Source organism: Paraburkholderia dipogonis, assembly GCF_046027395.1.
GTDB classification, from domain to species: Bacteria; Pseudomonadota; Gammaproteobacteria; order Burkholderiales; family Burkholderiaceae; genus Paraburkholderia; species Paraburkholderia dipogonis_A.
The window spans coordinates 13,596-33,956 of sequence record NZ_JAQQEG010000055.1; the positions used below are offsets into that span (position 1 = coordinate 13,596).

Sequence of the window (20,361 nt, forward strand, 5' to 3'; positions counted from 1 at the left end):
CCATCGGCCGGGGATTCGTCGAGGGTGAGTATGCATTGCGGCAAATTGGGCGGCGCCAATCATGTTGGCCGGTCGGATAACAACCGACAACATCCCGATCGACCGGCCAGGATATTGCCGGTAAGTCGGACATGCTGCTCGACGCCGTCCAACCAATCCGTCAAACACGTGCGAACAGGGTCAGTCCGTCAGCGGATGCGGAACCTGTGCGCTCAGGTTGCCGTGAGTTTCGGAAATGTTTCGTGGCGCACGAACGAACACGGCCACCGCGAGGGCACCCGCCAGAGCAATGCCTCCGCTCAGCAGGAACGCGCTTGTGAATACCTTGGTCCATTGCACGAGGAAGCCCGTCAGAATCGGCGCAAGAATCCCGGCCGTGTTCGCCAGCAGGTGCATGAACCCGCCCACGCCGCCCATCCTCGCGGGTTCAACCGTATCCAGGATGATGGCCCAGTACACGCTGAGTGTAAGGTTCATAAAGAACACGGTAATTCCCATCAGGGCGACTGCTGAACCAACGCTATTCGCCGTCCCCGCACACGCTACACAGGCGGCTGCAATCAGCAGACCACCCACGATTACGATTTTGCGCGACTTCAGCGCATTCCCTGTCAACCGGAAGATCCGATCGGAGATAAAGCCGCCCAAAGCGATCCCCATAAACCCGAGAATCCATGGGATGACGTTGACGATGCTCATCGAAGACAGGCTCAGATGTCGTTCCATCATCAGGTAGCTGGGGAACCACGATAGAAAGAAATAGAGGATGTAGGCGTAGCCAAAGTAGGCAAGCGAGGTTGCCCAGATGGTTGGACTTTTCAGATAGAAGCTCAACGGCGTGTGTGCAACGGACTCACGTGCCGGAAGCTCTGCGCCTGCGTCCGATCCCGCCGGCATGGCACCGCGAACCCAGCGGTTGCCCTCCGGCCGATCGGAAGAAAATATCGACCACATCAGCACCCACAGTACCCCGAGCATGCCGATCACGATAAAGGGAATCCGCCAACCCCAGTGGACCGCCATCAAGCCGACGACCGGTCCCGCGAGCGCCGCGCCTAACTGCAGGCCCGAATTCGCGAACCCTACTGCGGTCGTCTGCTCCTTTCGCTCGAACCAGCCGCTAATTATCTTATTCGTGCAGGTGGCTAACGGGCCTTCCCCGGCACCGAAGATGACCCGGATAACCAGCAGCATTGCGACACTCGAAGCCGCCGCGGTCAAGCCGCAGAAAATTGACCAGAGGCCGATGGCGACGACAAGCACCCGTTTTGCGCCAAAGCGGTCAGCGGCATAACCGCCAATGAAGCAGAACAACGAGTACCCCACAAAAAAGGCGCTGAAGACGATGCCGAGATGGGCCGGATCCAGATGCAGATCTTTCGCAATCAGCGGGGCCGCGACAGAGAGAGCCGCCCGGTCAAGATAGCTGATCGCGCAGGCGAGAAATAACATGAAAACGATAAACCAACGGTACTTCATAGTTGTCTCCTCCGTAGCCGCCGTAGCGACCAAGATGGTCAAGCTGTCTGGGACAGATCACACAAGTGAACCAGCCCTTGCAACGGGGGCGAACGGGCGTACGGTATCCGGCAAGCGTGAACTTCGCCTATGGCTGATGGAACGATCGCATCTGGCGCGCATACTGGCGGGATCAGGATAGAACTTCACACTGCAGAAAAGTACGCCGTCGCGATGATTTTCTAGTTTTCGACTGCCGATTCGACGCAATGATCAGAGGTGGCCGAGAACAATGACGCGTCCATGAGCGGTAGCGGGTCGAGGATATGAGCCGGAGCGAATGCCATATGCTCGAGAACATCCCGACGTACATCGACGCCCGGAGCAACCTCAGTCAGCACAAGGCCTTGGGCAGTCTGCTCGAAAACGGCACGTTCCGTGACGATCAACGCGCTTTGCCCAGCCGACACCCCCTTCGCTACCGAGTAGGTAATGCTCTGTGCGGTATCGACGAACTTGCTGACCTTGCCCTCCTTAAGAATCTTCATGCGACCTGCGTCATACGCGATGTCAAGTCCACCCGTAGTAAACGAACCCGTGAACACGAGCCGCTGGGCATTCATTGCGATGTCGATAAATCCCCCCGCTCCCGGGTTGACCTTGCCGAACTTGCTGACATTGACCGTTCCATGCGAATCATATTCAGCGAATGCCAGCGCAGCAAAGCGACACAGTCCCCCGTCGATCACGTCGAACTGCGTGACGCCATCCAGCAGGGCCTGCGGATACAGGTTCGCCGAGAACTGCCAGCCGTTCATCACGATCCCGCCGTACGAGCCGTGTTCCGTCGTGAACCAGTAGTCATCCGATCCAGTTTCGGAGTCGATAAGGCCCTGCTCCGCCATCACCAAGGGTACGTCGGCTGCTGCGCCAAAACCGAAAATCGACAGTTCATGCTTGCGTACTTCCATCGCCGCGCGCCGTGCGATTACCTTGTCGGGACCAAAAGGAATCGCGGGCAACGCTGTACTCGCGCCGACCGAGCGCAGATACGCTTCGTTATACGGAGTATCGGTGCTCATCATCATGTTGGGTTCGACCACGAGCGCGTCGACCAGCATGCCGGGCAGTCGAACCGATGTTGCCGGTCGTTGGCCGCGCGGTACGATTCGCCGAACCTGGGCGATGACGCGACCGCCGCTTGCCTTGGCCGCCAGAGCGAGGGCCAGTCCGGCCGATACCAACGGTTCGTCTTCGAACGAAAGATTCCCGAACTCGTCGGCGCTGCTCGCGCGAATGATCGCTACGTCAATGGGCCAGGTCGGGTAGAACAACACCTCCTCCTGGTTCAGCCGGATCTTCTGGATCAGATCATCCCGGCAGCGCTCGGAGAACTTCCCACCACCGAACTCAGGATCTGCGTAGGTTCCCACCCCCACACGCGTCACATAGCCCGGGCTCTTCCGCGCAACTTCGCGCAGCCAGTGCATTGAGGCACCGATCGGCCAGGAATACGCCTCAATCCGGTTCTCCTGGATCAGTTTCATCAGAGCCGGGCGCTGACCAGTACGCGGGTCGACCGGGTTGATGTAAGACCCGGAGACGATGCGTTTCATCAGACCTTCCTGCGCCACATGGTCCATACCACGGATGTTGACTGCGTCTCCCGTGCCGCACGGAAAGTAAAACGTGAGGTTGCGTGGTGAGCCAGTTTCGCGAAAGCGCTTGCCAAGCGCTTCAAGTGTAGCTTCCGGAACCACCCATCCGATGACCCCCACCGACGCCACAGTTTGTCCGTCCTGAATCGATGCGACGGCCGCGGCCGCAGAGATAATCTTTGTCATGACTTCACCTTGAATTTCGAAAAAATAGCCTGCGCCGCTCCGCCTTCGCAGTTGCTTGCGAAATGACGGGAAGCCAGATTGTCGAGTCGCTCTCCGTCGAGCGTGACGAAGGGTTCGAAGAAACGTTTTGTCGACGCGATCGCAGGGGGGGGTAATTCGGCTAGCCGTTTAGCGAGTGAGATCGCCTCCTGGTCGGCAAGCCCGGGTTGGCTCACATAGTCCGCGACGCCGAGGCGGTGCGCTTCAGTACCATCGATCGGGTCCGCTGCCCAGGTCAGAAGTCGCGCGCGAACGGGACTCACGCGGGCAAGCAGAGCCTGAAGCCCCCAGGGCGGTAGCCAGCCGTTTGGTACTTCAGGAAGATGCCAGCGCGTATTTGACGCGGTCACCACGACATCACACGAGATTGCGAGAACGAAGCCGCCGCCAAGTGCAAACCCTTCGACTGCGGCGATCACGGGTTTGGACAACCCGGCGATAGATCGCGCGACTCGAGCGGTCTCCGACTCCGAGTCGCACATCTGCGGGATCGACATGGTGCTTAGCTCCTTCAGATCGCTGCCGGAACAGAAAGCAGGAGGAGCACCGGACACGACAATTGCACGCACGGCTGGATCTCGATCAGCCTGCTGCAGTTCCTGCCCCAGTTCGTCGATTGAGGTGCCGTCGAGCGCGTTACGACGCGCGGGTCGATTCAGGGTCAACTGACGAACATGACCGATATTCACAATAATCATCAATACACTCCGCGTTTACGTTTCATTGGTTGAGCCCCTTCATTGCAGACATGCACCGTCTCGCTCCAGTGCATCGCGTATCGCCTGTGGTTCCAGCGCGCGCGGCTCGATCCTTTGACGGACGGCGAGCGTCGCGGCATGACCGATCGCATGACCATATGAAAAGCACTGCGCGGTGACCCGTGCGGAGGCAACCGCCTCATGTTCCGCAGACAGGCATCGCCCGGCGACGAGCAGACCCTCGCCACGGGATGGCACGAAGCAGCCATAGGGCACCTCGTAGTAGTCGTCCAGCACCCACTCCACTTTTGGTTTCGCGCCGGCGTGCAGCTCAATCGGCCAGGGCGAGCGTGCGATACCCGCGGAAAACTTGCGGGCACTAACGACGTCAGCGTTCATCAGCTTCGAGACGCCTTCGACCTGACGTGTCTGGCGTACGCCCACCTGAACGCCGGTATCGTTTATGAAGGCGTTTTCGCACCCGGCCACGTACTCTCTAAGGAAGAGAGCGTATGCGTGCACCTGACGCCGACCGTTCAGTTCGGCTTCCGTGAAATCTTTATAGAAAAGTGGATTGAGTTCGCGCCCATCGGTGCCAGTAATTCGGGTGCAATTGCATAGCAACTCTCCTGGTCTGGTCGTCGGGAAGAGCCAGATTTTTGATCGGGGGAGATTGTCGCCGGCGAGGTGACGTTCATGTAGCAGCGCCGAGATCGCTTGACCCATGATGGTGTCGTCACCGTAAGCCGCGGTGAAGCGTGCGACATCCACACCTTGCAGCCGGAAGATCATGGTCGGATTCTGTACCCGACCTTCATCGCCTATGAAGCTATCCAATCCAGCCATCGCAACCAGATCGGCATCCCCGCTTGCGTCGACGGTAACGCGCGCGCGAATCGTCAAGGGTCCCTGCTTGGTCCACGCCGTGACGCCTTCGGTGCGCTCGTTCCCGTCAAGCAGGACGCCGGTCGCGACTGCGTGATAGATGACCTGGACTCCAGATTCGCTCAGTAGAGCGTCAGCCGCGTCCCGCCATACGAGAGGGTCGTGGACGCGTGTCCACGTTTTGCCGTAGCGCAGCGGCAGGCCAAGCCCTCCGCGCTCTTCCAGTAGTTTGCAAAACTCCTGAGCAAAGCCGAAAACGACTGGCTCAGGCTTCGCGGCTACGCGCTCTGTAGCGAGATACATGCCGCACACGGTCCCCGAAAGCCCCGCTACTGCACCCCCGCCGCAAAAGCCGTAACGTTCCAGCAGCACTACCTTGAGCCCCTGACGCCGCGCGGTGACCGCAGTGGCGACGCCGGCGGCACCTCCGCCTATCACAAGGACATCACACTGAAGATCATCAACCGCACGAACGTCGATTCCTGCCTTTTTCATTTGTCGCCTCATTGTCGTCAACTGACATATCAGTTGACGACATTTTTAATGAATGAAGGACACGCTGTCAACGACGGATAAATGGAACAAACCCTGGTGATGGGTCGCACCGGCGCGAGAGCGCAGACTGGGTGGCCCTCGGCGCGCGCAAAAACGCGCATGCCTAGAGTTTTCCCTGGGCGCATCTCGACCGCGAATGGCTGTCGGGGCAGCAAATTGCGCAAGACGGTTAGTTGCGTTTATTGACCTAAGTAAATGTACGGAAAGGGGAGCTACTGCGGGAACCGACATTGCCCCCGTTATGCCCGAGTCCGAACCGGTATCTTCGATGTTCAGTTCGTATACCGGCCGGCCGGAATGGGCAGGCTGTAGCAATTCCTTGTTCGCACCCGTCTTGCGAAACAGGCTGTACTTGTCGCTGTAGAACGCGACGGACCTGCCGTGACGTTCAATGTATGCGCGCGCCGCTTCGAGTAGCTGGAGATCGACTCGGTGGCTGTGAAATGCAGCATCATCAGATGGCTGGCTGCATGGTCGACATGCACCGGCGGCGAGCAGGCCGACGCGCGCTCCTCGAACCACCGGTGATCGTTGCCGTCGATCTGGATCAGCTCGCCAGACACGCGCGACGCGTGCGCGGCTGGTAGATCTCCGACGGCCGCTGCCTGCGGGGCATCCAAAGACCTGCGTCCGTCATCAGGCGCCTGACCGTCTCCTTTGCAAGCCGGATGCCGTGAGATTCGTATAGCTTCTCGCAGGCCCGCGTGGGCCCGAAATCGGCGTAGCTATCACGAATGATTGAGAAGGCCTGATCGGCATTCACTGAATCCAGGCGGTTGTTGCTGGGCTTCGAGCGCCGACGCGACACGGGACCTCCCGGCCCATGCTCACGCAACTGGCCGACGAGGCAACGAATTTACCGTGTCGTCAGCCCGAGCCGTTCTGCCGCGCGTCACGGCTTGAGCTTGCCGTCGGCGACGTCCTGAATGACCTTGAGTCTGTCCAGTTCGCGCACTGTCATCGTTATCCGTTCGGTCGCAGCCGTTGAAAGCCTCCCGCGCCGGATCGTCGGCGGCGGGGCGTTCAATATCTTTCTCCTGCGCCCACCGCACGCAAGTAACAGGAAGCGCGGGTCGACACGAATCCCCCAAGAATCGTCAGCAGAAGCAAAAAACCAGATAGGTGGCTGCGCAAACCCGCCGCGAGATTTAGCGGTTGGAGGGATTTGATAGGAAACTGGCTCGCTGTCGAGGTAACTCACAGTAGCGAGCCAGTTGCATGAATAACGGTGCGCGGCGCACCGGGGACGATGCTAGCGGGCGGACTGCGCGTCAGCGCTCCGCCCAACGCTTCGGTTATTGACCCAAAAATACCGAGCGCGGGTCAGTGGCGTCTGCCCCGGTTTTATAGGCGTGGGCGCCGGAGTTCGACGAGCCGCTGACTATGCCGCCGTAGGTGGTCGCCAAACCGTTCTGTTCGGCAACACGTGCTTCGGCAGCCTGGAGGTTCTGCGGGTAATCGTCGCTGTTTGCCCTCGCCGGGTCATAGCCGGCCTTCTCGAGCTGGACCAGTTGAGCGCGGACTTCAGCGCGTGTAACCGGCTGGTTCGATTGAGCAAACGATACGACCGGAGCAGCAAGGACGAGTGCAACAGCGACGGCATTGATGAGCGATTTCATGATTCGTACCTTCAGAGATTGCCATGTGCTTCCACAGACACACTGCCTGCGAGCCATTAACGCAGTCTACGAGGGGACGTTCTTAGGGTAAATACCTAATACGTGAAATTACTGTTGCAGTGGGTGAAACAATAGCCCAACCCGTTGCCACATGGCCGCACCAAACGCTCGATTGTTTCTAGAGTTGACGGCGTATCAGTTTTTAGCAGTGCTCTCCAGATCGCGTTACCCGCCTCCATCCTGGCGCGATTGAGGGAATGCTAACGCGGCAGCACGTACACGACGTACCCAGTCTTAACGATGATCCCGATCGACACAGTGTCTTGGCGTCGAAGGGGTGATGGTGGCACGTGGCGCAAAGCTCAGTGCAGGGGTGATTCCCAGAAAAAGGTCGCGCATCGCTTTCTGAAAAGCCATCTCTCCATGCACCGATCCCGCCGGTTAGGTTCACGTCGTTCGAGGCCCACACCTTGCCGGTTTCGCAATCGCAGCAATCTGTCTTCACGCTATCCGAAACCCCACGGCCGCTTCGACCCAAGCCTTAGCGTGATATTGCCGCCGGCTGCGTTACGCCGTATGACGGTACGACAAAGCATTGCTGGTCAAGGCTTGGCGAATCTCCCGATGGAACATTAGTTTTCCGAATCGATGCCGTTGATTCGTCCCGAAGTTCGTGTACCGGATCGCGTTGAAAACCGAGAACATGAACTGGCATGTATGTCAGCGCAAAACCGAGTTGATGTGGCTAACGGCACATCTGGCTTCGGGCTCCAAGACGATCGCAAACTTTCGCCGTGACAGCGGCGCAATCATTCGCAAGGAGGAAGTCCACCTCGTCGTTCTACCGTGACAGAGTCGGTTTGCGTCCATTACCGCTATAGCTGACCGGATCTATCGATCCGCACAAGCGGTTTCATTCGGGGGTCGATGAAGCGACCTTCATGCGGGTGAATTGAATGGTCGCGTCGCGCGACGCGGAACGGTGTCCCGATCCCCAGGTTCCGTTACAAGCGACTACGCCATGGAAAACTCATAACTATTGCGGCACTCAAAAAAATCGACGCCCGAGTGCCGCTCGTGCCACGGAGACCCCACGCGCCTTCTCCCACCCCGTCCCGCTTGCCCGAGCCGGGAGCCGCGTTGAGCCCATACAGTGTTTTGCGACCGATGTTTGGTCGGGATGCCCGTCATCCGACAATTCGAGCCAGTCTACTAGTTCCGCTCAACCGCCTGCTTGCGATGTACGTCAAAGAAGTCTCTCGTCGCCTGGATTTTTGGTCAAGCCTCGCCGCCAATCTCCGTTCCGCCCGTCACGAGTCGACGACGCTATTTCGCCTGTGCCATGCGTTGTTGCAACTCCGGCGACGGGACACGCGCAAGCTCGACCACTTTGCCGTTGCGTATCTGCGTGATGATGACGGGCAGCAGCATCTCCTGCGGCGTCCCGTATGTGGACGCTCCGCCGAACGCGGCCGGCCCGTAGCTCGACTCAAACGTGATCTTCGGCAATGTCTGGGCGACAACGCGCGGATCGATGCTCCCCGACTTTTCCATTCCTGCCTTGAGCGCCATCACAGCTTCCCACGCCGACATGCCGGCGATATCGAGCGGCTCGTGCATTGCCGGCTCGAACGCTGCTGCCAACTGACGCTGCACCGGCGTTGAGTTAGGCCCGTCGAAGTCTGCGCCCAGCCCCATGTACAGGTTGTCGACGGCCTTGCCGCCCGTGCGGATCACCGCATCGGATACCGTGCCCGCCGACGCAATGCGAACTCCGTTCCATCCCTGATCCGCGATTGCACGATAGATCACGCCGATGTCGCCAGGTGGCGCGCCGAGGGTGTCGATCGCGTCCGGCTTCGTTTGCACCACCTTGGTGGCCACCGGCTGAAACTCCGTCGTACCGCGTTCGTATTTCACGTACGTCAACACCTGGATACCCAGCGCCTTCAGATGTGGCATCGCGGAAGCAACCGCCTCTTCGTCGGCCGAGTCATTCGGGCTGATGAGCGCGATCGTTTTGATCGACGGATTCTGCTTCTTTATCAGCGTATAGAGGGGTGCCAGAAACTCCGTTGGCGTGTTAGTGATCGTGAAGGTGAGCGGAAACTTAGGACCTTTTATCAAATTAGACCAGCTGACGGTGAACATCAGAATGCCGGCTCGCTCTGACAGACTCTGGGTCGCGGCGACGGCTTGTGTCGACATGCCAAACACGACATAACGGATACCGTCGCGATTGAACATCGTCTGCGCAACCTTGACGCCGTCGGCCGCAGTGTACTTGTTATCGTACGCTGTCAGCGCGTATCGATAGACCTTCCCGTTGACATTCACGCCGCCGTGTTCGTTCACGTACTTGACGGCCTGCTGCGCGATCCATTGCGCACTCATGCCCCAACTCGCGCCCGCACCTGAGAGCGGCACCGTCATGCCGAGGCGGATCACGTCGTCCGCCAATGCGGGTGTGACAAGTGTCGCGTTGATGGCGAACGCGAGCCACGTGGCGGCCAGCGTGCGGATCGCAAACGGATGTGTGTGCATCGCTCCCCCTTGTCGTCGCATCGCGCCGCGCCCGCAGGCCGGCTAGAATGTGTGCCGGATGCCGACCATTCCGCCGGTTTGGGACGCGCCGAGAGACGTATTGAAGCCCGCTCCGTCCAGGCCGACGTTGCTGCCTTTCGTGTTCCAGATCTTCGAGACCTGCGCGTAAAAGTCCGTCGTCTTCGAGATGAAATAGTCAGCCAGAATCACTCCGCTCGTGGGTCCGTTGTGCAGATTGCGGATCTGCATGTGATATCCCCCCGCCGACAGCGAAAACGCCGGCGTGAATCGATAGAACAGACCCGACCAGTACAGATTCGAACTGACGGCCGAGGCGCCGTTCTGCCCGTTCAGCCAGCGATAACCCACATAGCCGGTGAGACTGCCGTACGTGTAGGACGCGCCCGCCACCACGCGTTGCAGCGCATCGCTTTGCGTCGCGATCGAGGTGCCCTGCTGCTGGTCGAACACGACACCGGCACTAATCGGCAGCGAGCCCTGGTACATGGCCATCAGTTCCCATTCTCGACCGACCTTGCTCGCGCCGGGCACCTGAGCGCCGTTCACGATAGTCGAATCGAAGCCCGTGCTGTACATGCCGCCTAACGTAAAGCCGGCGCGACTGATCGTGTAGCGCACCGAGTTGTCCATGCGGGACGCGAGGAACGAATCCATCGGATAGGCTGAATAGAAAGCGAACTGCAACGGATCATACGTCCACAGATATCCGTATGCGAGATTCTTTTGCCGACCCACGGTGACTGTGCCCCAGGTCTTGCTATCGAGGCCAACCACCGACGTGCGCCCGAACTCGCGGCCGCCTTGCGAAGATTGACCGGTGTTGATGAGGAAGCCGGATTCCAGAGTGAAGATCGCCTTCAGACCGCCCCCCAGATCTTCGACACCTTTCAAGCCCCAGCGATCGCCGAGCAGATTGCCCGCCTGCATCTGCACCTGGCTGTGATTGGTCTTGTTGCCAGTGGTCGTGGGCACCTGGTTCTTATACTCGATCCCGACATCGAGCAAACCGTACAACGTCACCGACGATTGCGCACTGGCCGCTCCGGATACGGCGCTCAAAGCGAGCGCGACGCAGATTTTCTTGTTGGTCATGACAGACCCTTTCGATTCAATCCAGTTCAGGATAAAGCGCGCATCAGCCAGAGTTCTATCGACTCACGCTCGTCGCGCACTGACATTTTTCGCAACTCACCGACCCTACTTTGATAGTCATCCTATCTAATCAGATTAATCGCCCCGCCTGATACCACCTCTTTTCGACTCCGGTACTTTGCTCTTTGACTCGTTCCGTTCGGTTGGAACGCTGTCAGTAGCTTGAATTAGTTTAGTCATCTAAGTTTAGCAGCCAATCGGGTGAATCCCTATCGGCTTACGCCCTGCCCGCACGTTACTCGGGCGCTACTTGCAGATGCAGCCAGCGTCAGCGCACCGAACGCCGTGCGGCAGTGGCCGTTACGTCGATCGCGTGTGTCTCGGGATCGATCACGACGCCATAGTCCCGCAAGGCGCCTTCCACCGACACGTAGCCATCGAGCACGTCCTCGAGTACCGCCTGCGGCTCGCGCGAATACGGATCGCCGTAGCCGCTACCGCCCTGCGACTGATACTGGAACGTTTCGCCCGCTTTCAGTTCGAACGCCGCAGAATGCGTAAGCGGCCTTTCGTCAGCGGTTTCAGGATTGATCGACGAAGGCAAACGCGTTGGACTGCCTCCGCCGAAGGCGCCTTGCGGTTCTCCCGCCTGCATCCGGCGAAAATTGAGCGTGCAATCCTCCAGCACGCGGTAGCGTTTCCGGTAACCCACACCGCCGCGAAACTGCCCGGCGCCCGCAGAATCCGCAATCGTTTCGATCCGTTCGACCTCGATCGGATACTCGGTTTCGATGATCTCGACCGGTGTATAAGGCGTGTACTGATGCATCGGATTAACCGCCAGATTGCCATCGTGCGTCGGCGTACCGCCCAGTGATGGCGACATCAGTTCGTACGACACCGCCGGTCTGCCGGAACGGGCTCTGCGAAAGCCGAGTACCGGTCCGGAAGTGCCGAATCCGCTCGTTGCGACTGCACGCGCGGGATTGAAGCGCGCGAGCGCCATCAGGCAGGCGCTATACAGCATCGCCGTCGATGCGAAATAAGATCCGACCGGTGCGGGAAATCGTGCCTCGGTAACGAGTCCGGCCGTACTGACAAGACGGATAGGCCGCAGCGCGCCATAGTTCAGCGGAATCGTCGGGTCCATACTCGTGATCAACGAGAGCGCCGCTGCCGCCAGTTGCGACTGCGGGCGAATGTTCTGCGGGCTGGCAACCTGCGGACTGCTGCCTGTCACGTCGAATGTGATCGTGTCGCCCTCTTTTTTCACCTTGACGTTAAAGCGCACCGGCTCCTTGAACAGATGGCCGTCGGCTTCGAAGTGCGTCTCGCCTGCGTATTCACCGTCCGGCCATTCGAGCAGCCCGCGCCTCACGCGTTTTTCGGTGACGTCCTGCAATTCCCGAAACGCCGCGCAGATCGTGTCGACGCCATAACTCTCGCATAACGCTCTCACCTTCTCCGCTCCGACGCGCGTGCAACCGACCTGCGCCTGCAGGTCGCCGCGCAGCGCGTCGGGTTGGCGGCTGTTGCGCATCAGGAGTCGCACCACATCCTCGATCGGACCTTCCGCCGTCGCGTAGCGGATCGCCGGAATGAGGAACCCCTCGTGATACAACTCTCGCGATGCGCCGGATGCCGAACCCGGCACCATGCCGCCAATATCGCTCTTGTGCGCGATGCTCGCTGCAAAACCGATCACCTCGCCGCCGAAGAAGATCGGCGTGACGATCGCAATGTCAGAGGCATGAAACGAGCCGCCCAGGTAAGGATCGTTGGCGATGAAACTGTCGCCTTCGCGCATCGTATCGAGCGGGTATTGTTCGAGGATCGACCGCAGCGTGAACTGATAGGGCATCAGGTGGACTTGCGACCCGGAGAACACTGCGCAGCCATCGCGATCGGTAATCACTGCACTGCCATCCTTCGATTCCCGCAGAATTGTTGAATAACCGCCATGAAAGAGCAGATGTTCCATCGTCGAAACGATTTCGCGCAGCCGGTTATTCAGAACCTCGAGCGTGACAGGATTCACAATCATGATTGCCTCACGCCTCCACGGTGATGATCAGCGTGCCGAACCGCACCACTTCGGCCTTCTGCCGCGGTAGCAAAACGGTTGTCGAATCGAGCTGCTCGATAATGGCCGGTCCTTCAACGGTATCGCCCCGCCGCAAGCGTTCGCGGAGATACACGGGCGTGTCGATATAGTCGTCGAACTCTTCGAAGCGCGCGCGCCGCGTACCTACGCGAGCGGCAACCGTGGAGCCATCGCCTTCGGGCACATCCGGTAAAGTCAGATGCGGCACCGCGCTCACGGAAACCAGCCGCAAGTTCACGACTTCCGGCGTCTCCTGCGGAGCAGAAATCGCGTACACACGCAGATGCGCGTCGTCGAATGCGCGCCGCACAGCTTCCTTATCCGAGTCGAGGAAAGGCGGCGCCTTGCACGGTATCGTCAGTTCGTAGCCCTGGTACGGATAACGCAGGTCCATCTGATACTGGAGTTCCACATCGTCGGGCGCGAAACCTTCCGCGTGCGCTTCGTCGAGCGCCCGCTCGCGCAACTCACCGAATAACTGATTGATCGTGGTCGCCCGCAGCGACGGCAACGACGCGGGATGGCTTCGCAAATAGAAATGCTTGACGTCCGTTTGCAGCAACCCCATTGCGCAACTGATACCGGGATGCGGCGGCACGATCACCCGCGGAATGCCGACGTTACGCGCCACGCGCGCCGCGTGCACCGGCCCCGCGCCGCCGAATGCCACGAGCGCGAAGGTCCGGTGATCGAGCCCGCGCTCGGCAAAAGCGAGCCGTGTATCGACTTCCGTGTTCACGTTGACGATTGCGATGATGCCGAGCGCAGCCTCTTCGACACTCAATCCCAGCGGCTCCGCAATGTGCCTGCGAATCGCCTCGCGCGAGAGATTGGCGTCGAGTTTGACCTTGCCACCAACCAGCGCATGCGGTTCCAGATAGCCCAGCACGAGATTCGCGTCCGTCACGGTGGGCAACTCGCCGCCGCGGCCATAGCACGCCGGGCCAGGCGCCGCGCCCGCTGATTGAGGCCCTGCCTTGAGCAGCCCATCCGGACCGATGCGAGCGATCGTGCCGCCGCCCGCACCCAGCGTATTGATGTGAATCATCGGCGTGCCCACATCCTGGTGGCTGATGCTGCCGTCGCGATTCTCCTGGTACTCGCCGCCTACGAGCACAGCGATGTCCGTGCTGGTTCCGCCCATATCGAAGGTCACGACATTCGGCTCGCCCACCGCCCCACCGAGTTGCGCGCTGAAGACAACGCCCGCTGCCGGACCCGATAACAGCGTCTGGTTCGGATAATTCGCTGCCATATCGACGCGCATCAAGCCGCCGTTCGACTGCATGATGAAGCGCTGCTGTGTCGTGAGATGCAGCTCTTTCAGACCCGTCGAGAGCCGGCGCAGATAGTTCTCGATCACCGGGCCGACATAAGCGTCGACCACGGTGGTCGATGTGCGCTGGTATTCGCGTATCACCGGCAAAATCACGCTCGACAACGATATCCGGCACCCGGGGAATTCCTCCCGAATGATCTGCGCCGTACGCGCCTCGTGTGCATCGTTCATGAACGAGAACAGGTACACCACCGCAATCGCCGCCACGCCGTTCTCTTTCAATCGGCGCACGGCGGCGCGCACGCCCGCTTCATCCAGTTCCCGCAGTTCAGTTCCATCGAAAGCGATGCGCCCGTCGATCTCCTCGATATGGCGCTGATGCACAAGCGGTCCCGGCTTGCGCCAGAACGTGTCGATCGCATCGGCGCCGACCGGCCGGAGTCCGCCGCGCAATTCATACACCGCACGAAAGCCGCGGTTGATCAGCAACCCCGCTGTGACGCCCTTGTGCTCGAGCAGCGCATTGGTCGCGACCGTGGTGCCGTGCGCGAAAAACTGGATCTCGCCAGCTGTCACCGCCGGGAACTCGTCCATCAGTGTCGTGAGACCGTTGAGCACGGCACGCGACGGGTCATCCGGCGTCGACGGAACCTTCGTGACGTGCAACGTCTGGCTCGTCACTTCGAGCGCGGCGACATCGGTAAACGTGCCGCCTGTATCGATTCCGATTATCCAGTTGGACATTCAACACTCCGATGTATAGCGTCGGTGGGGCACTCAACGAATCCATGTCCACACCTCGAAAGTCCGGCATGCATCTGCTTGCCTTCGATCTCTAATTAGATACCTAACAATATAACGAACACGTTGACTTTCAACCAGGTAGAACCCTTGTGGTCTAGAGGCGCAGTGCGTTCATTGCTGATCGGAGAAGGCAGATAGACAGACGAACGCGAGCGAGCCGCGTGCTCGAAGCATGCGGCTCGCTAAAGGAAAGTCGTGCGGACTGGAGTCTAGAGCCCCAGGTAGGCGCGCCGAACGTTCTCGTCGTCGGCGAGGGCTTTTGACTGCCCGTGTAGATGGATATAGCCGTTCTCTACGACGTACGCTTCGTCCGAATGCTTGAGCGCAAGCGAGGCATTCTGCTCGACCAACAGCACGTCGATACCTTCCTTGCTGACCGAGCGAATGATGTCGAGAATACGCTGCACGATCACCGGCGCGAGGCCCACCGAAGGCTCGTCCATCATCAGCAGCCGGGGCGCGGCCATCAGTGCCCGGCCGAAGGCCACCATCTGCTGTTGGCCGCCGCTTAGCATCGACGCTTTCGCATTCAGTTTGCTCTTCAGATCCGGAAAATATTCGAGCACCTGATCGAGCGTCCGTTTGATCGCAACCCTGTCGTTCCTGAGCCAGGCGCCGATCTTCAGGTTTTCCAGCACGGTCATGGAGAGGAAGAGTCGGCGACCTTCAGGTACGAGCACGATGCCGCGCTGGGTGATCTGATCGGGCTTCAAACCCGTGATGTCCTCACCGCAATAGCGGACGTGTCCTTTGGCCACCGGCAACATGCCCGTAATACCTTTCATGATAGTCGTCTTGCCGGCGCCGTTCGAACCGATCAACGTGGTCAGCGTGCCGTGCTTGACCGCGAAGTCGACGCCGAACACGACGCACACCTTGCCGTAGCGAATTTCGAGTCCTTCGACGGCCAGACACTCGCTACTCATGCGTCGTCTCCCAGATAGGCCCTGATGACTTCAGGGTTAGCGCGAATTTCCGCTGGCGTGCCGGACGCAAGCAATTGCCCGTAATTGAGCACCATGATCCGGTGCGAAATCCCCATTACAGAGCGCATATTGTGATCGACGAGAATGATCGTCGTGCCGTACTCGGCCTGAATGCGTTTGATGATGTCGATCGCGAAGTTGCTTTCTGTCGAGTTCAATCCGGTGAGCGGCTCGTCCAGACCGAGCAACACCGGGCGCGCCGCAAATGCGATCGCGATGCTCAGCATACGTTGACGTCCGTGCGGTAAGGTGCCGGCCGTCTGATTGAGCAGCGTCTCGAGGCCGAGCAACTCGGCCGTCTCCAGTACACGCTTCTTACGCGAGGCGTGATCGCGCAGGCAGTTCATCGTGCCGACCAGGATGTTGTCGTACACGCTCATCGAGCGCAGCAGACTGCTGTGCTGGAACGTACGGCCAAAGCCGCGTCGGCTGATCTTCGTGGCGCGCAGTCTGGTCACGTCCTCGCCACGGAAGTAGATGCGTCCGCGCGTGGCCCGAGTATGGCCGCTGATCACATTAAAGGTCGTACTCTTGCCGGCGCCATTCGGACCGATCAGTCCGAGCACTTCACCCTCGCGCACCTGAAAGGTCAAATTGTTGAGCGCCTTGACCCCGCCGTAGTGGCGGCTGATGCCGTCCGCGACGAGAAGCAGTTCACCGCTGGAGGTTGCGGGCGTACTCATTGTTCTGATACCTCCGTGCGGCTCCCCATGTGTCGTTTGGATGATCCGCGAAGCGATGAACGCCATCGGGTCCAGATCGAACCTTCCACAATCCGCCGCCACACACCCAACAGTCCGTCTGGCAGAAACAGCATGCTAGCCGCAATCGCTCCGCCAAACACGATTTCTTCCCATTCGCTATGACCCTGCAACGCCTGATCCAGACACGTGAGGACCGCGGCGCCAATCACCGTGCCGATAATGTGGCTCTGGCCGCCGATCATAATGTACGCGAGCAGGAACACCGCGACGGAAAACTGGAAATCCGGGGGACTGATGATCGCATTCGTAAATGCGGTCAGTGAACCGACGAAGCCGACCGCCACCGACGCAAGCACGAGGCAGATCACCTTCACTCGAATGATATCGACGCCCACGGACGCCACGATTGAATCGTTGTCGCGGATCGCCTGAAACAGCCGACCGAGCGATGAGCGTTCGCAAAGATAAAGAATCAGCATCCACACGCTGCACACTGTCAGCACGAGCGCCGGCAGCCAGCCTTCCATATAGGGCGGCAGATAGATTCCGACCATGCCCGCATTGCCGCCGACGTAGTCCCACTTCGTATAGATCAGACCCATCAGCGCGGTAAAGGAAAAACCTATCAACATGAAATAAGGACCTTTGACGCGCAGGCATACGATTCCGAACAGGCAACTGGCCGCGCCCGCCACCGCGCTACCCAGCAGTATTGCCGCGACGAAAGGCCAGCCGAAATTTACCGTGGCGATTGCGGTGGCGTACGCACTCATGCCCATGAATGCCGCCGTCGCCACATTCTTCTCGCCGATCAGCAACACGAAGCGCAAGCAGACCGCCGCCAGCGAATTCAGCGCGATCCACATGACCATGCTTTGACCGTAACGGTTCTGCGCGAAGATCGAATAGACCAGTAACGCAACGAAGATCGCGGTGAGCAGCAATATTCCCACGCGCGAAGTCCTCCTGACAGACTGCCCCATGAGTACCACGCCTCCTCCTTCCGTGTTCATACGATCTTCACCGCCTGACCCATGAATCCACGCGGACGCAGGAGCAGGAAAATGATCACCAGAATATTCGACACGATCGCCGCGCTGGTGAGGTCGAAGAAATAGCCACCGAAGCTCTCTATTGCCGCAATCAGAAAACTGGCGAGAATCGCACCGGGAATGCTGCCAAGACCACCGACAATGATGATGATGAATGCCTTGACAAGGTAGTCGTCGCTGATCGTGGGTGTTGTTGAAACGAGCGGAGCGATCAGGCCTCCCGCGACCGCCGCGAGAATCGACCCCAACGCAAAGCCGTAACAGGAAATTCGCCGGTAGCGGATGCCCTGCAACATCGCCGCCTCGTGATCGTCTGAGATCGCACGTAGTGCGTTGCCGAGGCGCGAGCGTTGCACGAACGCATTGAGCGCGAGCGTGACTGCAATCGCCACGCCAAAAATCAGCAGACGCTGCGCATTGACCACGCCGCCGAGCAGGGTAATGTCACCTGACACGAGTCGCGGCGTGACGCGTGGCGCGCCGCCGAACAACGCAAGCAGAATGCCCTGCCCCATGAATAGAAAACCGAGTGACAGAGTGAACGACCCCAGCAGGTCGCGCGTGAACTTGTAAAATCCGCCCCAGTACAACGCCATTGAAAGCACCGCAATGAAGCCGATAGACGCAACGAAAGTGGCGATGTACGCGGCCCATACGGGCCAGCCCCACGCGTTGGTCAGTGTCGGCAAGACACTTGAAATCATGAGCGCAGTGGCCGCGAAGAACTGACCATGCGCGAAGTTGATGATCTTCATCGTGCCGAAGATCAGTGTGAGTCCGAGCGAAAACAGCACGTAGACCGAACCGATTTCCAGCGTATTGAACAGCAGTTGAATGAACAGGCCCATGTTCGCAGTCCTTTGGTCGATCCGGTTCAGTCTGGCGACAGCATCGCGGCCACCAGCGCCATTCGCCGGGTTCTATCAAACGTCGTACCGACCTTCACGTGGGCCTCCTCGGCGGTATTCGCCGTTTCATGGACCATTGCATGCGCCGCTATGCGATGGCTGTCTCGTGGTCTCGATTTTTCTTATGCATTTAATATTCGATGTCTAAGATTATGCCAGGGGTACAGTGAAGTCAAGCCAAGGCGGCGCCCGCGTAAACGCGAAGTTGCGATCACCTCATGCATGCCGCGCGAGCGTGCTGCGATGCGAGAAAACCGCTCATCGTTTGACAAACCAGGTCTTTTTGTTAGACTGCTAAGTGTGCCACTCGACAGGCTTCATGCGCACCTGAGCGTCGCGCATCGATTACAAGCAAGGAGACGACATGTCCAGGTATCTGGTGATCGGCGGCAACGGAGTGATCGGCCACTTTGTCACGCGTGCGTTGGTGGAAGCGGGACATCGGCCTGTCGTGATGTCGCGCAGCGGAAATACCGAACTGATCAGTGACGTCATGGCGTCCTGCGATCTGGTCACGGGCGACGCATCCGCAGCCGAAAGCGTCGACACCGCAATTGGTGCATACGGCATCACCCATATCGCGCATCTCGGCGCAACGCTTACGAGCGTTACGGAGAACACGCCCGCGCTCGGCATGCAGATCAATGTCGGTGGCGCCGCCAACGTTCTTGAAGCAGCGAAAAAACATGGCGTCAGACGCGTGGTGATGGCGAGCAGCAAGGCCGCGTATTCACCCATCAGCGGAGAATTCGCGCATCCAACCTACCGGCCTATGCCGGAGACGGCGCCCACCGAACCCGCCACCGTATACGGCATCTCGAAGCTGACGGGCGAACTGTTGGGTCGCTGGTTTCGCGATCGCCATGGCGTGGAGTTTGCCGCGTTGCGCTTCGGCTCCACGATCGGGCCGGGCAAGATCACGCGTCACGGCGGCGCGCACAGTCGCTACAGTGTCCTGATGGAGAATCCGATGGCGGGACTGCCAGCTGACATTCCGAAAGGGGGCGATGCGGTGTGCGATGCACTGTTTAATGGCGAGGTGGCGCGCGGCATTATCGCGGCGCTCGAGGCGCCGCGTCTGAATCACGCGGTCTATAACATTGCCACCGGCACCGGCTTTACGCTGAAGCAGTTCGGCGCGGCCGTGAAACGGCGTTTCCCCGACGCACAGATTTCAATCGGACCCGGCACCGACACCGGCTCGATGAACTGCATTCTGGACGTAAGGCGCGCGAAAGAAGATTTCGGATTCGTCGCCGATCACGATATTGACCGGATTGTCGACGGTTACATCACGACCATGCAACGGCTCAATCTGCAAGTGCCCGCCCCTCACTGAGTTTGAACCGCTACCCGTAAGAGGCGCGCCGCAAGACGTTCGCTCCGGGCGCGTCACTCCTCCTGTTCGAACATGGCCAGCACGACAACGGGCAACAGTTGCTCCGCGTAGGGCTTCGGCGCGTCCACCCGGATCAGCGTGGATCCAACCTGATAATCGCCCATCGACTTTTCCACCCGCTGCTCGATATCCGCGATGGTTGCCTTCACGGCCGCGCCGGCTTCACCGTCATGGACGAATTGCAATGTCACCTCGCGCTGCGCCAGATCCGCCGAGATAGACCGGATCTTTTCCGGCAGCGGCCAGGTGAGCGCACGGTTCACGCTGCCAATCAATTGGCGATGCTCTTCATTGGTCACGACGCCTCCGTAAAAGTAACATTAGATCGCTAACAATGTAGCGCCGCACTTCACCGCTTGTCAATTGCCCA

At 59.4% G+C, this 20,361-nt stretch carries 15 protein-coding genes and 1 pseudogene; 1 reads left to right on the forward strand and 15 read right to left on the reverse strand.

The features are described from left to right. Window positions 1-180: 180 nt before the first annotated feature. The 14 genes and pseudogenes from PQR32_RS37300 to PQR32_RS37365 form a co-directional block, all read right to left on the reverse strand. Window positions 181-1,479, reverse strand: a complete 1,299-nt coding sequence (locus PQR32_RS37300) for an MFS transporter (RefSeq protein WP_408239486.1) — start codon at window positions 1,477-1,479, stop codon at window positions 181-183. Window positions 1,480-1,700: 221 nt separating this feature from the next. Continuing rightward, a complete protein-coding gene (locus tag PQR32_RS37305; RefSeq protein WP_408239489.1) occupies window positions 1,701-3,302 on the reverse strand; it encodes a CoA-transferase in 1,602 nt (533 codons plus the stop codon). Then, window positions 3,299-4,039, reverse strand: coding sequence for an enoyl-CoA hydratase/isomerase family protein (locus tag PQR32_RS37310; protein WP_408239492.1), 741 nt, complete (start codon window positions 4,037-4,039; stop codon window positions 3,299-3,301). Before PQR32_RS37310 ends, PQR32_RS37305 begins: the two co-directional genes overlap by 4 nt. Before the next feature lie 39 nt (window positions 4,040-4,078). Further along, window positions 4,079-5,419, reverse strand: a complete 1,341-nt coding sequence (locus tag PQR32_RS37315) for an FAD-dependent oxidoreductase (RefSeq protein ID WP_408239495.1) — start codon at window positions 5,417-5,419, stop codon at window positions 4,079-4,081. A gap of 324 nt (window positions 5,420-5,743) precedes the next feature. Then, a pseudogene (locus PQR32_RS37320) lies at window positions 5,744-6,440 on the reverse strand (helix-turn-helix domain-containing protein); the annotation flags it as partial. A 334-nt stretch (window positions 6,441-6,774) separates the two neighbouring features. Then, window positions 6,775-7,098, reverse strand: coding sequence for a DUF4148 domain-containing protein (locus PQR32_RS37325; RefSeq protein ID WP_408239498.1), 324 nt, complete (start codon window positions 7,096-7,098; stop codon window positions 6,775-6,777). Between the two features lie 1,326 nt (window positions 7,099-8,424). Continuing rightward, on the reverse strand, window positions 8,425-9,642 hold the full coding sequence (locus tag PQR32_RS37330) for an ABC transporter substrate-binding protein (protein ID WP_408239501.1): 1,218 nt from the start codon (window positions 9,640-9,642) through the stop codon (window positions 8,425-8,427). Between the two features lie 42 nt (window positions 9,643-9,684). After that, a complete protein-coding gene (locus PQR32_RS37335; RefSeq protein ID WP_408239504.1) occupies window positions 9,685-10,755 on the reverse strand; it encodes a porin in 1,071 nt (356 codons plus the stop codon). A gap of 328 nt (window positions 10,756-11,083) precedes the next feature. Next, complete coding sequence (locus PQR32_RS37340; protein WP_408239507.1) at window positions 11,084-12,799, reverse strand: hydantoinase B/oxoprolinase family protein; 1,716 nt, start codon at window positions 12,797-12,799, stop codon at window positions 11,084-11,086. Window positions 12,800-12,806: 7 nt separating this feature from the next. Next, window positions 12,807-14,882 (reverse strand): hydantoinase/oxoprolinase family protein, encoded by a 2,076-nt coding sequence (locus PQR32_RS37345; protein WP_408239510.1) that lies wholly within the window; start codon window positions 14,880-14,882, stop codon window positions 12,807-12,809. 269 nt (window positions 14,883-15,151) lie between these two features. After that, window positions 15,152-15,868, reverse strand: a complete 717-nt coding sequence (locus tag PQR32_RS37350) for an ABC transporter ATP-binding protein (RefSeq protein ID WP_408239513.1) — start codon at window positions 15,866-15,868, stop codon at window positions 15,152-15,154. Next, on the reverse strand, window positions 15,865-16,611 hold the full coding sequence (locus PQR32_RS37355) for an ABC transporter ATP-binding protein (protein WP_408239516.1): 747 nt from the start codon (window positions 16,609-16,611) through the stop codon (window positions 15,865-15,867). Before PQR32_RS37355 ends, PQR32_RS37350 begins: the two co-directional genes overlap by 4 nt. Beyond that, complete coding sequence (locus PQR32_RS37360; RefSeq protein WP_408239519.1) at window positions 16,608-17,585, reverse strand: branched-chain amino acid ABC transporter permease; 978 nt, start codon at window positions 17,583-17,585, stop codon at window positions 16,608-16,610. The genes PQR32_RS37355 and PQR32_RS37360 overlap by 4 nt, the downstream gene beginning before the upstream one ends. A gap of 56 nt (window positions 17,586-17,641) precedes the next feature. Then, window positions 17,642-18,532, reverse strand: coding sequence for a branched-chain amino acid ABC transporter permease (locus PQR32_RS37365; protein WP_408239522.1), 891 nt, complete (start codon window positions 18,530-18,532; stop codon window positions 17,642-17,644). Window positions 18,533-18,956: 424 nt separating this feature from the next. On the opposite strand from PQR32_RS37365, the gene PQR32_RS37370 reads away from it, so the two are divergent. Continuing rightward, on the forward strand, window positions 18,957-19,931 hold the full coding sequence (locus PQR32_RS37370) for an NAD-dependent epimerase/dehydratase family protein (RefSeq protein ID WP_408239525.1): 975 nt from the start codon (window positions 18,957-18,959) through the stop codon (window positions 19,929-19,931). 53 nt (window positions 19,932-19,984) lie between these two features. On the opposite strand, the gene PQR32_RS37375 is transcribed toward PQR32_RS37370, so the two are convergent. Beyond that, entirely contained in the window at window positions 19,985-20,290 is a 306-nt protein-coding gene (locus PQR32_RS37375; RefSeq protein ID WP_408239528.1) for a hypothetical protein, read from the reverse strand. Window positions 20,291-20,361 lie beyond the last annotated feature (71 nt).